Annotated in this window: 15 protein-coding genes; 8 read left to right on the top strand and 7 right to left on the bottom strand. The window is 47.3% G+C overall.

Annotation, left to right across the window (positions count from 1 at the left end):
• Positions 1–2: 2 nt before the first annotated feature.
• On the top strand, positions 3–935 hold the full coding sequence (cyoE, locus tag NE536_RS07545; RefSeq protein ID WP_261272318.1) for a heme o synthase: 933 nt from the start codon (positions 3–5) through the stop codon (positions 933–935).
• 112 nt (positions 936–1047) lie between these two features.
• Here the strand turns inward: cyoE and NE536_RS07540 are convergent, their stop codons facing one another.
• The 5 genes from NE536_RS07540 to NE536_RS07520 form a co-directional block, all read right to left on the bottom strand.
• On the bottom strand, positions 1048–1572 hold the full coding sequence (locus NE536_RS07540; RefSeq protein WP_261272317.1) for a protein disulfide oxidoreductase: 525 nt from the start codon (positions 1570–1572) through the stop codon (positions 1048–1050).
• A 25-nt stretch (positions 1573–1597) separates the two neighbouring features.
• The gene (locus NE536_RS07535) at positions 1598–2482 is read right to left on the bottom strand and encodes a DsbA family protein (RefSeq protein ID WP_261272316.1); all 885 of its coding nucleotides are present in this window, start codon (positions 2480–2482) and stop codon (positions 1598–1600) included.
• Positions 2483–2617: 135 nt separating this feature from the next.
• Positions 2618–4729 carry a protein-disulfide reductase DsbD family protein gene (locus tag NE536_RS07530; protein ID WP_261272315.1) on the bottom strand — a complete coding sequence of 704 codons (2112 nt, stop codon included), beginning with the start codon at positions 4727–4729 and terminating at the stop codon, positions 2618–2620.
• Between the two features lie 277 nt (positions 4730–5006).
• On the bottom strand, positions 5007–5435 hold the full coding sequence (locus NE536_RS07525; protein ID WP_311988177.1) for a hypothetical protein: 429 nt from the start codon (positions 5433–5435) through the stop codon (positions 5007–5009).
• A 196-nt stretch (positions 5436–5631) separates the two neighbouring features.
• Complete coding sequence (locus tag NE536_RS07520; RefSeq protein ID WP_261272313.1) at positions 5632–6381, bottom strand: 3-oxoacyl-ACP reductase family protein; 750 nt, start codon at positions 6379–6381, stop codon at positions 5632–5634.
• 184 nt (positions 6382–6565) lie between these two features.
• Between NE536_RS07520 and NE536_RS07515 the strand changes: the two genes are divergently transcribed.
• A complete protein-coding gene (locus NE536_RS07515) occupies positions 6566–7486 on the top strand; it encodes a LysR family transcriptional regulator (protein ID WP_261272312.1) in 921 nt (306 codons plus the stop codon).
• A 46-nt stretch (positions 7487–7532) separates the two neighbouring features.
• Here NE536_RS07515 and NE536_RS07510 read toward each other — a convergent pair whose 3' ends face one another.
• Entirely contained in the window at positions 7533–8180 is a 648-nt protein-coding gene (locus tag NE536_RS07510) for a CatB-related O-acetyltransferase (protein ID WP_261272311.1), read from the bottom strand.
• Positions 8181–8503: 323 nt separating this feature from the next.
• Entirely contained in the window at positions 8504–9247 is a 744-nt protein-coding gene (locus tag NE536_RS07505; protein WP_261272310.1) for a substrate-binding periplasmic protein, read from the bottom strand.
• Positions 9248–9605: 358 nt separating this feature from the next.
• On the opposite strand from NE536_RS07505, the gene NE536_RS07500 reads away from it, so the two are divergent.
• The 6 genes from NE536_RS07500 (at position 9606) to NE536_RS07475 (ending at position 16035) form a co-directional block, all read left to right on the top strand.
• Positions 9606–10112 (top strand): sigma-70 family RNA polymerase sigma factor, encoded by a 507-nt coding sequence (locus NE536_RS07500; protein ID WP_012090589.1) that lies wholly within the window; start codon positions 9606–9608, stop codon positions 10110–10112.
• Positions 10113–10114: 2 nt separating this feature from the next.
• A complete protein-coding gene (locus tag NE536_RS07495; protein ID WP_259582091.1) occupies positions 10115–11104 on the top strand; it encodes a FecR domain-containing protein in 990 nt (329 codons plus the stop codon).
• 101 nt (positions 11105–11205) lie between these two features.
• On the top strand, positions 11206–13605 hold the full coding sequence (locus NE536_RS07490; RefSeq protein WP_261272309.1) for a TonB-dependent receptor: 2400 nt from the start codon (positions 11206–11208) through the stop codon (positions 13603–13605).
• A gap of 2 nt (positions 13606–13607) precedes the next feature.
• Positions 13608–13970, top strand: coding sequence for a hypothetical protein (locus NE536_RS07485; RefSeq protein ID WP_234420979.1), 363 nt, complete (start codon positions 13608–13610; stop codon positions 13968–13970).
• Positions 13967–15646, top strand: a complete 1680-nt coding sequence (locus NE536_RS07480; RefSeq protein ID WP_261272308.1) for a PepSY-associated TM helix domain-containing protein — start codon at positions 13967–13969, stop codon at positions 15644–15646. The genes NE536_RS07485 and NE536_RS07480 overlap by 4 nt, the downstream gene beginning before the upstream one ends.
• 20 nt (positions 15647–15666) lie before the next feature.
• A complete protein-coding gene (locus NE536_RS07475; protein WP_107949937.1) occupies positions 15667–16035 on the top strand; it encodes a DUF3325 domain-containing protein in 369 nt (122 codons plus the stop codon).
• The last annotated feature ends 1 nt before the right edge of the window (position 16036 follow it).

Here is a 16036-nt window from a genome sequence, read left to right as displayed (position 1 = left end):
CTATGCAAATACAAGACAGATTTATGTCACCGCAATGGAAAGCACGCTTCAAAGGGTATGTACAGGTGACTAAGCCTGGCATCATTTTCGGGAATCTGATTTCCGTTGCTGGCGGTTTTTTATTAGCCGCCAAAGGCGACGTAAATCTGGTCTTGATGCTAGCGAGCTTAGTAGGATTGTCCTTGGTCGTAGCCTCGGGCTGCGCAATCAATAACTGTATTGACCGTGATATCGACGCCAAGATGCAGCGAACCTGCAAACGCGTAACCGTCACGGGCGAAATTGCCGTGGGCAACGTCCTCGCGTTTGGACTCGCCTTAGGCGTGTTGGGCTTTAGCATCTTAGCCTTGTTTACCAATGCATTAGCCCTGCTATTTGCCGTTATTGGTTACATAGTATATGTGGGGGTTTATAGCCTCTACATGAAACGTAACTCAGTGTATGGCACTTTGGTTGGCAGCTTCTCGGGCGCAGTACCGCCCGTGGTTGGCTATTGCAGTGTGACAGGGCAAATGGACATGGGCGCGGCTATTTTGCTGTTGATGTTCAGTTTATGGCAGATGCCACATTCTTACGCCATCGCGATTTTCCGTTTTAATGACTATGCGGCCGCCAATATTCCTGTGCTGCCAGTGGCAGAAGGCATGACCAAAGCAAAACTGCATATCGTGCTTTATATTGCCGTGTTCGCCTTAATCAGTGCACTGTTGCCACTCGCGGGTTACACAGGTATCGCCTTTATGGCGGTCACCTGCGCCACCAGCCTGTGGTGGCTTGCCATGGCATTAAAAGGTTATCGCCACGGCGTCGACATGCAACGCTGGGCTCGCCAAGTGTTTGGTTTTTCAATCATCACTATTACGGCGCTCAGTGTGACTATGGCGCTCGACTTCCAAGTCGTGAGTCAGGCACCACTGCTCACCTTAGTGAAGTAAATCCTAAGCTTTCAGCTAATGGTCTAGTCCTGAAATAAGTTGATAATACAAAAGCGCTAACCTAGATTAGCGCTTTTTTTCTCCCTTAAAACAGCCCCCTGATGTATCACTTCTAAGTGAACATCATTCGCCACCACATACCAGGCAGACTAGTAAAGCCAGTGGTGTAGTGTTTTAACTCGCCATCTTTAAAGATCATAATGGTTGGCGTCGCCTGCAATGACCAATCACGGGCAATCTTGCTGTCACTATCGTTAATAGTGTCAAAGCCATAGCCTTGATGCTGAAGATATTTTCTCAGTTTCTCATCCTCCCCCGAATTCATGGCAACCGTCACCACGGGGTAATAGGCCGACATTTGATTGACCGCCGGACTGACAAAATTACACACAGGGCACCAAGTACCCCAAAAGTACACCAATACCGCCTGATCTTGGCTGAGCGTGGCAATATCAAGCATCTCCCCAGCCAAGGTCGTCCCTTGGAGCTGCGGCAAATTATCCCGCGGAATATCTTTGCCGCGCCAGATGTCCATCACGCTGGTCACGATAATGACAATGAGCAGCAAAAGTGTCAGCTGCTTAATCCAGCCCAATATGCGTTTAGGTAAAGATATCGAAACTTGTTCGGCGCTCATATTTTCAGTTTCCTTTGGCTGCATCTTAACTGCTCTTCTGCGTCTTATCTTTAGCGGCAATCGCGGCTTCAAGCTGCTCTTTTAACACTTCGTAAGGCACTAATCCGGGAATAAGCGTATCGGCCACTATCATACTTGGCGTGCCACCTATGCCTAACTCATTCATTAATCTCACATTGTCATCGACCATTTTAGCGACGCGCTCATCTGTGTTGCCGACCCAGCGCTCGGTTGCCGTCAGTTTAGCGACCTTAGCGATGGCGGCGGCATCGAGTCCACGCGGGCTCGACATCAACATATCCTTCACCTTGAGATACTTTTCAGGCTCGTTTAACCAAACCGTTTGGGCAAAATCGACCGCTATTTTGGAGCCTTCGCCCTGCAGTGGCACCATTTTGACTATGATTTTTAACTGCGGAAATTCTTCAATCAGCTGGTTCAGCGAAGGCTCGATTTTCTTGCAGTATGGGCAGTTAAAATCGGTGAAGTACACCATCTCAATCTCAGGTGTCGCAGCGCCCTTCCACGGATCGCTTTTGGTCTCATACATAGCTTTATGATGAGTCACAAGACTGGTTTGCATGGCTGTATTTGCCCCCTCTTGCTCCCTTGCTTGCCACGCAATAATCGCCTCTCTCATTAGGTCAGGATCATTGATCAAGGCATCTTTAAGAATCGCTCGCACCTCTTGCTGCTGCGCCGCCGATAAACTGCTGTCCTTGGCATAGGCCATTGTGCTCACCGAAGGCAAGGAAACCACCAGCATGGCCATGGCGACACCCGAGACAGCAAACATCTGCAACTTGCGATGTTTGAATAAAGAGCTAAATTTCGACATTTTGGTGCCTCCGATGACTTGAGTATTCTGCATTGATTCAGTGATGTTTTGTGCTTCAATTGTCTGTTTCATAATCGATTTCCATTGTTTCAGGTCAGGGGCTTCCTGACCTGAGTATTTGTTGAGGGCCACTCGACTCGCTATTGAATGAGACTCGCCAGTGATATCGCCGAGTGACATCTCCGAGTGAACGGCTGGTCGTTAGCGTTATTTCCCTGCCGCTATGGATGACTTTTCAGGGGACGCAGAGGCCTGCTCAATCGCAGCAAGCACAAGGTCAGTCGATAGAATTTCCGGTAACTCAATCCCTTGCGGCGCACCCGGGCCGTAAACCACGTTGAATGGCACTCCAAAACGATTATGGCTTTGCAGGTAATGAGTAATGGGCTCAGAAGGCGTGGTCCAATCGCCCTTCATCGGCAAAATATGCGGCTGTTGCAACAGGCTATAGACTGGATCTTGCAAGATCACGCCAACTTTATTGGCCTTACAGGTGATACACCAATCAGCAGTGACATCGACAAACACAATTTTTCCTTGGGCCACCTGCTGATTAATCAATGCTTGGTCCAATGGCGTCCAAGCAAGATCCGCAGGTAAAGGTTTAGCCCACTGGTTCGCCGTCATAAATGCAATAACCGCCGACAGTAAAATGCCGATACCTAAGCAGCTCACGATGGCAATCGCGCCATATTTTTTAGCCATAAACACCATAAATATCAGTGTAATGACACCCGCTAACGGCCACAGATAGAGCACATCAATAAAGCTAGCCAACAGGCTAATGAGCCACAAACTGGTGATGAGCAACATGCCGGAGAAAAACACTTTGACTGTGTTCATCCAGCGACCGGGTTTAGGGAAATAACCCGCCACTTGCGGGAATGCCGCCACAATCAACCAAGGGAACGCCATACCCACGGCCAACGCGGTAAAGATGGCAAACAGGCTCAGTACATCGGCGCCCAAAGCGAAGGCGACCGCGGTACCCAAAAATGGTGCACTGCACGGTGTCGCCAGCAGCGTGGCGAACATGCCCTGTAAAAAATGGCCGCTGTTATTATTGCCGCCCGTTGTCGCCAACTTGGTTTGCACGTTAGAGGGTAAGTTGATCTCAAACACACCTAACATATTGAAGGCAAACACTGTGGTCACCAGCGCCATAAAGCCGATAAACCAAGGGTTTTGGAACTGCACACCCCAACCAATCGCTTGACCCGTGAGCTTAAGCATTAAGATAAAGCCAGCCAGTAACCAGAATGAGGCCAATATCCCCAGCGCTGATGCGATGAACTGCTGGCGGATTTGATTACGCTTAAGATCTGGCGCAGCAACCACTGAACTGAGCTTCATACCGAGAACGGGTAACACGCAGGGCATGACGTTTAAGATCAAACCACCGATAAGCGCTAACAAAATCATGCCAAATATCGAGGTACTTGCTTGGGAAATCACCACAGGCTTCACTTCGGCGCTGTATTCCAACGCCCGCTCGCTATCGGCGACAGTCATGTTCAGCGATTTACCCAAAACTTCAGGCTCACCCAGCCAACTTTTACCGCTAAAAATACCGACCAATTGCTTGCCGTTAGCATCACTTTCGTTTGGTTTTAAGCTCACTAGCTTGAATGTGGTATCTGGCTCACCATCGATAATCACGGTTGGACTCTGCCAGTTGGCATCATTGAGTCTGACTTCAAGTTGACCTTTGGCGGCATCCCAACCCATTGTCATGGCAGGATTCTGGCCCTCTTGGGTCAACACTTTTTGTGGCACAAGTGACACGGCCTTGTTGTAAGCCAACATGGCATCGGTATCTGCTTGCAGCGCATTGGGCGTGAAGTCGAGACTAATCTGATAATCCGTTAGTACACAGATAGTGGTACAAGTCGACAAGGTCACTTTGCCACGCAACTGAGTTGGGGTAGAGATATCATCGACTTTCAAGGTTAATGGAAAGGTGGTATTACCTTTGTAACCAAAGGTTTGTAATCCCAATAATGAGAATTCCTCTGGCGCAGGCCACCTCCAATCCACTTGCCGTAGATTGCGTGAGTCATCCCACTTGATACTCGGCGCGATACCGCCTTCCCCAGGACTTCGCCAATAGGTTTTCCAATCGCCCTCAAGTTGTACTTCAAGCACAGCGGGCAAAGTATTCGTTGCGGGATCAACTTCGCCCGTCAGCATAAAACGTACTTTGGCTGGCGGGTGATTATCGTTAACTAACCATCCTGTCGATGCCGCCAATAGCGACGGGCTCGTCACTATCAAGGCGAGTATCCAGAATCTGGTTAACATGGATTTTAATGTACTCATTTTGTCCCCATTGGCATGAACCGTTCGTTATGCCCTGTAAATGCTTGCTTTACTGCTTAACTCTGCCCCCATTACAAAGGGCGTGATGGCTAAAGAAAAATCAGTGTGATAGCAGGCTTAATTCAAGAAATTTGATCTGAGATAGGATGTGTAAAGCGGACGTTCTGCAGCTGGGTAATGATCCTTTCAACCGGTAAACGGGTAAGAAAGCCAACTATCGAGCTAGAGAATGGGCGCCAGAATAAACTCACCTATCAATTTGATAAATAGGTTATTTCTATTCTTGAAAGCGGCAGAGTGTGAGGTGTATTCGCCTAGGCTTCGCTTGATAACCTTGTATGGGTAACAGTGTTATCACGCGGGAGACGCGGGGAAGTAACGGCAGTAGGAACAACAGGATAAGAAATGGAATGGAACTCGGAGCATCGATACAGGTTCGGATCGATTTCTCAGACAATTCACATTTTTTAGGCTCGCTTTTGACCAGCTCAGTACCCGCCACTTGGGCATCGACGTGACTCGCCATATTGCTTGAAGCTGGGCTGCTGTTTAAAGCTGAACTTGAGTTTAAAACTGAGTTGGCGCTAAAACCAGCTCCAGAAAAAGACGTAGCCGACATCGCTTGCGCGCTCGACTCTTTGAGCAACAAGTTAAGTATTCCACTGTTTTGAGTCAAACAGAACAAGGTCAGAATGGTAAACACCATCACGCCCCATAAGTTGCCTGTTTTCTTAGTCAATAACGTAAAAATTTGGATTTCTCTTCGTCTTATTCTTTGATAATAAAGATAAAAAATGAGTGTCTTTCAACAGATAGCTGAAGATAAGACCGGCGGATTGTAACAATAGTTCATCAACAAGCAAATTAATTTGGCTTGCCTGAAAAATAGATACAGACAAAGCTTATGCAGAAAACCCACCATCAATCATCAAACTCGCACCAGTGATGTAACCAGCTTCTGGACCCGCGATAAAGGCGACAAAACTGGCAATCTCTTCGGCTTTACCATAACGACCCAGTGCACCTATCGCCTTAACGGGCTCTGATGAATCACCGTTATCAGGGTTCATATCGGTATCCACAGGGCCTGGCTGAATGTTGTTCACCGTAATCGCACGTGGGCCTAAATCCCGTGCTAATCCTTTGGCCAAACCGACTAATGCCGATTTACTCATGCCGTAAATCGCACCACCTACAAACGGAATACGTTCAGCGTTGGTGCTACCGATATTGATGATGCGGCCGCCGTCATTCATGTGCAGCGCGGCTTCTTGGCTCGCCACAAACACACTGCGCACATTAGTGTTAATTGTTCGTTCCCAGTCTTCTAGCGTCAGATTTTCGATGCTATCCCAAATCAGCGTGCCCGCATTATTAACCACTATATCTAAGCCACCGAAATGCGCTTTGGTCTCGCGAATCGCACGTCGGATCGCCTCTGGATCAGTACTGTCAGCCTTAATGGCAATGGCTTGACCACCCTGCGATATAACTTCATCCACCAATAGTTGCGACTGCACCTCAGATGACACATAAGTGAAGGCAACCGCTGCGCCGTCACTCGCTAAACGCTTAACGATGGCGGCACCGATACCACGGCTACCACCTTGTACAAAAGCTACTTTACCTTGCAGATTATTCGACGATTTCATAGTTAGCTCACTCAATAGGGATAAAAATCTATGGTATAAAAAAGCGTTGTTAATCAATCACAAAATGGCGATCGCCCGTTAGTTAACGCTCTTTTTCATACTGTGGTAGTAGCTTACGCGATTCACTTCCCATGATTAAGTCACTAAAATGACCATCACTGAGTCCTTCAAGGAATTAATTGCCGTGATAAATAATCAATTTGTTGAGATACGCCATTTCGTCACAGTTGCCCAGCTCGGCAGTTTTACCTTAGCGGCGCAGGCGTTAGGCATGACAGGTTCGGCGCTCAGTAAAAGCATAGTACGACTAGAAACCCGCTTAGGTACTAAGCTGCTGCACCGCACCACAAGGCGTGTGAGCTTAACCAATGATGGCGATTCGTACCTCAAAGACTGCCAAAATGCTATGGCAATCCTAGACAATGCACAAAGCCGACTCGGCAGCGAACAGCAAATTCCCTCAGGTCGAGTGCGAGTGGATTTACCCGTCACGTTTGGGCGGCGATATATACTGCCAACCCTATTATCACTATCGCAAAAATATCCCAAGCTGGAGTTATCCATTACCTTTAACGATAGGGCGACAGATCTATTCAATGATGGTATTGATTTGGCGGTGCGTGTCGGACAACTCGGCGACACTGTGGATTTAGTCGCCCGTAGATTAGGAGAACAACGCCGAGTGATCTGCGCATCTCCTGCCTATTTCGCTCGACTTGGCACACCAAAAGACAAAGCAGATCTCAGCCAGCACCAATGCATTGTTGGCTGGCCGCTTGGGCAGCAACATCGCTGGTTACTTAAAAATGAGGATGGGATCATCGAGGCCTATGACATTCCAGTGCGCCACGAAATCGCTGATTGCGAAGCCATTTTAGCAGCCACACTGGCGGGAGTGGGTTTAGCGCAAGTGCCGATATGGTTGGTTGAGGACTATCTTAAAACCGGTGAACTTATCTCGGTACTGGACGAACTCGCCAGTGACGACACACCTATCCACCTTATTTGGCTTAAAACCCCTTACCTCCAACCCAAGCTACGGGTGATCATCGAAGCACTGGCCGAATTAGCCAAAACGCCAAAAAGCAGATTTAAGGCAGAATAAGTGAAAGGACTCGACTGAGCGCGACCTTTCACTTTGGGACTAACGGTTATTTGCTTTGATGTATGGATTGGTCATAGAGAGTGCTCGCTTTGCTGAGCGCGTCAAAATCCGCCGAACACAAATGCCGCTTTAAGCTTTCAAATTTTTCGGCAGGCCAATCGTAGATTTTTAACGCCAGTAACTCAGTAATGACGTCTTTATCAAACCGATACTTGATTAATTTCGCAGGTGATCCCGCCACAATACTGTAGGGTTCGATATTTTGAGTGACGACACTATTTGCGGCAACAACCGCACCTTCACCTATCGTCACCCCAGGCATCAGCATACATCTCATACCTAACCAAGCCCCATCACCAATATGAGTATCGCCTTTGCCTACATAGGCCTCCTCGATGAAATCCATAAAGGGATATAAACAAAACCAATCCGCTCTATGCGTATGATTTCCGCCCATTAAGATCACAACATCGGCGGCGATACACACATAGTTCCCGATATAAAGTTTATCGATAGGCCACTTAGGCTCCCACTCACGGCTCACTTCATCACCATGAAGATATCTCACTGCGGATCCCTCAAAGCCAGCATCCCAGCAATCACTGTAATAGCTATGTAGGCCTTTGACTATTATATTGGGATTGGTGACCACCTCATGCAATAACTGAACTTTTGACCAATGCTTGTTCTGCATTGTAAATCCTCTTTATAAACAAAATAATAAATATAAGACATCATGTTATGAGAAGTTTCACATTAGAATAGTCAGTGAATTCGCGGTTGTTTTAGCAGAGGAATGAGTTTCATATAAAAAATCACAAGTGGGTATAAAAAAGAAAATAGCCCATAAAACTGAAATATCGACATGAGCTAAGCCTGCCGACATGTTAACCACCATAGCCCGCCGCTGCAAAGCTATGATGGTTAGTTAAGTCACACGTTTAGACAATGACTTGAGGGTGAAAAACATTTTAATCGTAAAAATATCCCACTTTTTTGCCGCGCAATAAAATCTAATCAATCATATTTACCTTTATATAAATCTTGAACCATTGTTTGATATAGCCCTGATTTCTGCATTTTATCAAAGCCAGAATCATACTTTTCGACAAAAGCTTCGACATTAGGGTAATTTTTAGAAAACATGAGGAAGGAGAAATTTTCATCATACGCTAAAGGGTGAATTTGAATTTTAGCTTGTTCTTCAGCGGATAAATCACGCATCAGTTTTCGCCCCACGGCTTCATTTACAATGAACGCGTCAAAGCGTTTGGCAATTAGCATCTTGATTCCTTGTGGGTATTCGTTTAATTCTTGAACTTTAACTCCTATCTCAGTCAATGCTTTAACATAGTAATCGGCTCGGTTGCTCCCGATAGTAAATTGTTTAAGATCACTCATAATCTTCCAGTCAAACTGACTATCAGTTCGTTCAATAAATACGCTGCGAGAAACGATTATCGGTTTCTTACTGAACAGATATTGGGCTTTACGATCTTCTTGAATGGACCAACCGGGTGACGCGAGAAAATATCCATTACCGGTTTCGACTTCAATACGAGCCCAAGGTTTGAACTCGAATTTTGCGGTAATTCCTTCCTGCTCAAAAGCGATTGTGACCACATCGTTTAAAAAACCCAATCCTTTCAATTTAGCGCCAGCATACGGAGACCATTCTCCGCTACCGATAAGAACATCTTGGTTTGCAGCCGAAACAAAGGCACTCATAGTTAAAATCAGGAACAGCAGAAACTTACTCATCAATTTCTCCTAAAATATTCCAACTTTCTTTTTATTCACTTAGAAACTAAGTCAAACCACCAGCAAGCTAAACCTAACAAGATGTTTTTATATCATTAATGAATCACCATATTTTTCAAAAAGATAATCGGTAGTCCTATAGAGATAAGGCTCAAGTTTAGTTGAGCCAGTCAAAAACACAAAAAGATAGGCGAATCCTTTTGCTCGAAAGTCGCATAAAACAGGATTACAGCTTATTTCCACCATGATTATCGCTATGCATAAGCAGGTAATCTCATGGGCGTAATGACACAAAACTTGACCTATCAAATGATAATCAATATCATTACAGCATTATTAATATTCTTGCCTATACCGTATGACGTCGGTCAATATTTCTTCTCCTATCAATAACCTATATAGAGATAACCAGTTTTGGCTACGCGGCTGGCTATACTCACGCGTGGGTTGTTCAGAAACAGCGGCCGACCTAGCCCAAGATACATTTCTACGTTTGTTAAAAACCGGAAATTTACCGCCTTCAGGCGAATCTCGGCGTTTTTTAACCCGCATTGCCAAAGGATTGATGATTGACGCTTATCGTCGGCAGAAGATTGAAGAAGCCTACCTAGAAAGTTTGAGCTTGATGCCAGAAACATTCATTCCTGGGCCAGAGATCCATCATGTCATCATTGAAACACTCGCTGAAATTGCCGTTATGCTCGATAACTTGCCGGATAATGTGCGCTTGACGCTGTTACTGCGCCAGATAGAGGGTTTAAGCTATGCCGACATTGCTAAGCAGCTATCAGTCTCTGTTTCATCGGTAGAAAAGTACGTTGCGCGAGGCTTAGCGGCCTGCTGCTTAGCGCTGGAATCCTATTAGTCATGCCTGCAAATCAATCTGGGGCCGAAAATATCGGGCAGGAAAACAACTGCGATGCCATTGAAGCGGCGGCTGGCTGGATGGCACGTCTGTTGGCGGATGACGCTACCGAGCAGGATAGTATTAACTGCCAACAATGGCGTGACCAAAGTTCACTTCACGAACAAGCATGGCAACGCATGTGCCAGATCACTGGCAAGTTCGCCTCCTTACCTAAGGGTACAGGCATCCAAGTACTTGAAAAAGTTAGCCAGTCCGTCGTATCACGTCGGCGTTTCCTCAATGTTTTAGCGCTGGCAGGGATTGGCGTCACCGCGACTTGGCTTGGCGCGTCACAGACTCGACTTGGCCGGAGTCTGCAGGCTCAATACCGCACCGGCGCAGACGAAACTCGCACCTTTACTCTTGAAGATGGCACCCGCTTAACACTGAACATAGATACTGCGGTGGATGTGGATTTCTCCGCAGAGAAGCGGCAAATACAACTCCATCAAGGAGAGATCTTGATCAAAACGGGTCATGAATCTCCCCGTCGCCAATTCTTAGTCACCACCCACTTCGGCCAACTAATCGCGTTAGGTACTGAGTTCTGCATCCGCCAATACGAACACTATGCTCGTGTAGCCGTAATCGACGGCGCAGTAGAAGCTTATGCTGCCAGTGGTGTTAAGCCACAACGAGTAGATGCAGGCCAACAAACTCGGTTTGATAAGACAATGATTGCGCCTCCTGAACCGCTACAAAACGCAGCGATAAGTTGGCGCCATGGCAAGCTAGTGGCAGAAGGGATGCGGGTAGCAGATTTTATCGAGGAGATCGGCCGCTATCGACCCGGCTTCACGCTATACGATAGTGCTGTGGCCAATTTGACCATCAGCGGCGTATTTTCTCTGCAAGATACCGACCTTGCCCTACAAAGCCTTGCAAGCAGCCTGTCAGTAGAACTGCAATATCGCACCGCTTACTGGGTCAAAGTGATCCCAGCCCGCTAAAACCTTAACGCTGAAAATTATTTTCAAAAATTTTTACGGGTTTTGCGATCTCGTTCGGAATAGTAGATAGAACCTATTAACTTTCCCCCTTGGGACTCTCTATGCATTCCGTTGAATTTGGCCGTTCGCGACCAAAAAAATACCGCGCTAACTACTTGTCCCTTATGGGCCTGAGTTTCACCGTCATCTTAAGCATTACAGCACCACAGCCATCACTGGCTCAAACTGTCGATGTTGATGCTAGACAAATCAACAAGCTACAACATTATCAGATTAAGGCGGGCACGCTCGATGCTGTACTCAACAGCTTTGCTCTGGCCGCGAATATTGATCTGTCGATATCTTCAGCACTCACTCGGGGTAAAACCAGCTTAGGGCTAGAGGGACAATACTCGATTGAAGCAGGCTTGCAAAAGATACTGGCGGGGACGGGTTTACAGGTCACATCGCGCCTTGAAGGGCAATATATTCTCGGCAAGGCGACCGCGGCAATAGTGTTGGCACCCATAACTGTTATCAGCGCTGCGGGTTATGAACAGGATATCAAAAATGCGCCAGCGAGCATTAGTGTGCTTTCAGGCAAGGATCTAGAGCAACGCAAATTTAATTCACTACAAGATATCGCGCGGGAAATTCCCGGAGTCAATGTTATTGGCTCTGGCGCACAGAGCGGAATATCCATACGCGGTATGGAGAAGGGTTATACGTTAGTGCTCGTTGACGGCAAGCGGGTACGCTCGGACACGGGAAATCCGCGAGGATTGAACAACGAAGATCTCGATAGCAATTTTATCCCTCCCGTTGCGTCGATTGAGCGCGTCGAAGTGGTTCGTGGACCTATGAGTTCTCTCTACGGTAGCGATGCAATGGGCGGCATCATCAATATCATTACCAAAAAAACACCCGAACATTGGAGTGCTAGCGCGGGCTATAGTTTGCGCGTGCCAGACAGCAGCGCTATGGGGAATCAAAACCAACAGGATATCTATATTTCGGGGCCGCTGGTTAAAGATCTACTTGGTGCTTCCATTTGGGGAAATCAAGCCGTACAGGACGAAGACAAATATTACGGTGGATATCAGGAGTCGACTAAGAAAACGCTTGGCAGTAAGTTACGGATCACGCCTCATCGTGACCACGAAGTCATCCTTGACTACTCAAAGGCGAGTCAGCGCTACATTGGCAATCCTGGCGGCGTGCTACTGCCTAATGCCAGAGGTAGCATTGACCGCGAATGGACCCGAGATGCATGGAGCATTGCCTACAATGCCTTGTTCGATCTTGGCGAACTAGAACTGAAATACTATGAAGAAGATTATGAAAGACTGACTTATCCTGCTGCAGCTGATTTCACTACAGGATCAACAAACAAAGTCAGCGATGCACGCTTCATTACAGGTGTGGATAGCCATACTCTGACTTTCGGTGGTCAATGGACTAACGACAAACTAACTAACGGTGATTTAGGCAATGGCTCTCCCCGAAGCTTTGGCACCCGCTCTGTCAGCGATTTCAGTATTTTTGCAGAAGACGAATGGGAGCTGCTCGCAGATAAACTTTATCTCACCCTTGGTGCGCGACTAACGGACAACGAATTTTTTGGTCATCATGTCTCACCTAGAGCATATCTTGTTTTCAATCATAACGATCACTGGACTTTCAAAGGCGGCATCGCCACTGGCTACAAGAGCCCGAAGATTGACCAGATTGATAACACCACAGGCTCTCAACGCGGCGGCGGTACGAGTCAGTTTGTCATTGTTGGTAATCCGGACTTAGAGCCAGAACAAAGCACGAATTATGAAATCGGCGCGCTTTACACTCAAGATGACACGCTAAATATCGGCGCAACGCTATTTTTCAATGACTTTTCCAACAAAATCCTCAACACCAACACCTTCTATTTCGACGATGGTAACGGTGGATATATTCCAGCCTATTGCATTTCAGGTGACGTTGGCACCAAAGACTGCCCAGCCTGGGCCACTTGGCTAAATGCCAAGGGAGCACAGATCCGCGGTGTCGAACTTGAAGGCCACTGGGACATAGCTGATACCTTGGCGCTCAAAGCGAGTTACACCTATACCGATTCACGAATTGACGCAGACAACGTGATCATCAATACCCCCGCGGGTCCACGCCCTTTCGGTGACACCTTGGCATTGCTGGATGGAAATTCGCTCGTCGGCATTCCAAATCATAACGGCTCAATAACGCTCGACTACCAACCTACAGAGGCACTCTCGGCATTCCTGAGAGGTAATTATGAGGGCGAAATTACCCGAGTCAGCTTCGAGCGCAACACGGTCGATAAGAGCGACAAGGATTTGATCACGCTGGACGCAGGTCTGAATTATTCGCTGAACCGCTTTATTAGCTTCAACGTCGGGATAGACAACATCACCGACGCTACGCGATTTAAAGTGAATAACGATACTGGGGCCTACCGCTATTCAGAGCGCGGACGTAGCTATTTCGTTAGCGTTAAGACGCAATTCTGAATATGGGCCTACATATCATGCTCGAAAAAGACTCACGATTATCCCATCAATCGAAGCGCAGCAATCAAAGCGCCGTTAGCAAATGGCTGTTCACCACTGGGATGGTGACACACTCAATCGCCATCTGTTTATTGTGCTATTTATCCAGTGGCCAACTTGTTAATACAACAGGAGCTCTGCTTTACCACATGGGTATGCCATGGACGGATGCCGTGGTCGTCACCAGTATGCTGGGGTTTATCTACTTAGTGCTCATTCTATTGTGGGCATTTTCCCGTAACGGCGTCCTGCGAACTTGGCTGAACGTAAGCAGCCTGACAGGTTTTAGTATCTTCATGGCTTGGATAATTGGAGCATTAGCATGAAAGATGGATTCCGTACTCGGATGAGTCTCCTGCACACTTGGGCAGGATTGATATTAAGCGGCTTGCTGTTCGCCATTTTCTGGACCGGCACGCTGTCAGTATTCGATAAAGAAATCGATCGCTGGATGATGCCACACACTCGAATACACATGGATACTGCAAGGCCATTATCGGTAGACCGCGAGATCATACCTTTACTGGCAGAGCGAGCTGAGGGGGCAAAAGCTTGGACTATAGTGTTACCCGCTGAGCGCAGACCTTTTTTGACATTGGCTTATGATTCTGCAAAGTCACACATAGCACAGCGAAATAGTTTCCACCCGATCACGCTCGAACCGCTTCCGGCTCCAAACACCCGAGGAGCGAGTAACTTTATTTACCCCTTCCATCACAATTTAACCTTACGCCAAAACAACATTGGCGCCCTAATGGTTGGTATTGCGAGCATGGGTATGCTTTGCCTGTTAATTTCCGGCATAGTCATACACCGTAGAATATTTGCCGATTTCTTTACCCTTAGGCTGCTTCGTGGCTTTGGCAGAGCCAATCTCGATATTCATAACCTCACAGGCGTTGTGCTGCTGCCTTTCACTATCGTCATCACCTTGTCTGGGCTAATGATTGCGCACTTGATCTATTTCCCCAAGGCGCCCGATGCCGTTTTCGCACAGCTCAACCCACCATCCGTGACGCAGGAACGACCCAAATCCAAAGTAAGAGAAGCTTCACGCAAACGTGAGCAAGATGTTAGCAGTGAAAATGAAGACGAAATTACCGATGCCAGAGAAGGTTCACGCAATAGTCCTGCACGGAGCCGTTTTATCGCCGAATCACAGGGGCGTGTTAGACCACAAGCAATAGGCCAACCCGCCAATGTTGCCGCAATTGCTCCTATGATTGCGGTGACCGAAAGCGAGCTAGGTCAAGGGGCTGTCTATATGATTCGGGTTAGCAATCCTGGAGATGCAGGTGGTGTCGTCGCACTCAGGCTAAATGGCGATAACAGCGTATCTCAGAATATTGATAATAGGAGATTTTCTACCGCCACTGGAGAGGAACTAGCACATTTCAACTCATCCTCGACGACCAATGTATTTAACTTTATTGCTGGTATGCATTACATCAAATTTAAACACTGGCCACTGCGCTGGCTTTATTTTATCGCAGGGCTGGGTGCTTGCGCGTTAATCGCCACTGGCCTACTGCATTGGACTCAGGCACGTAACCAAAAGCAAGGCAGCACTGGCTTCAATGTGTCTTTTATGAATGCACATAACATCGCTGCGATCACTGGCATTATTTCTGCGACCGGGGCTTTTTTAGTGGTCAATCGCTTGCTCAATAATAGAGAACAATTTGCAGGTATCTCCAGCCGCGATTTAGAGGTATATGCCTTCTTTGGTGTATGGCTAGCTTGCTTACTTCATGCGTTGATCAGAGTGTTTTTGAACAAACAGCATGGTTACCGAAAGGCTTGGGCAGAACAATGCTGGGCGATTGCTCTGATTGCTATCTCAGCTGTGGGACTGAACTGGATAACCACAGGCGACCATCTGCTTAAGACCCTATTCACCCATACCTATTGGCCCGTTGCGACCCTAGATTTAGTGCTTGTTACTAGTGCAGTGATGGCCATTTACGCAGCGCGGAAACTATCCGTTATCCGTGAGAGTTAGATGTTAAAAGGAGAGGATTAATGCCTAAAGACCTGCTGTTAGTCGCCATATTTAGCGCGGCCTACCTTAGTTTTGCTTTGTTCGCCCTGAGCCAAGTACGGCATTGGCGCGTTGTTTTCGATAAGGCGCTACCCACGCAAAGGGAGGTGTTGCTCCTACGCAGCCTAGGCATCTTGATGCTAAGCATATCTTTAGCACTGTCGCTGGTGCGCGACGGTGCCAGCTTTGGCAGCCTGCTCTGGATAACAATGATTGGCATAGCTGCACTTGCCGTTGCTTTAACCTTAGCTTGGCGACCTCGCTGGTTACGGCCTGCAGGTAAATTATTCTCCTTCACTTACCCAGATACAGGGCGAGTTAACCATAAAATGAATCAAGTTAAAGGTTGAT

The sequence above is a fragment of the Shewanella septentrionalis genome, from assembly GCF_025370265.1.
Classification (GTDB): Bacteria; Pseudomonadota; Gammaproteobacteria; order Enterobacterales; family Shewanellaceae; genus Shewanella; species Shewanella hafniensis.
Note: the sequence above shows the minus strand (reverse complement) of the source record. Positions and strands in the feature narration are given on the sequence as shown.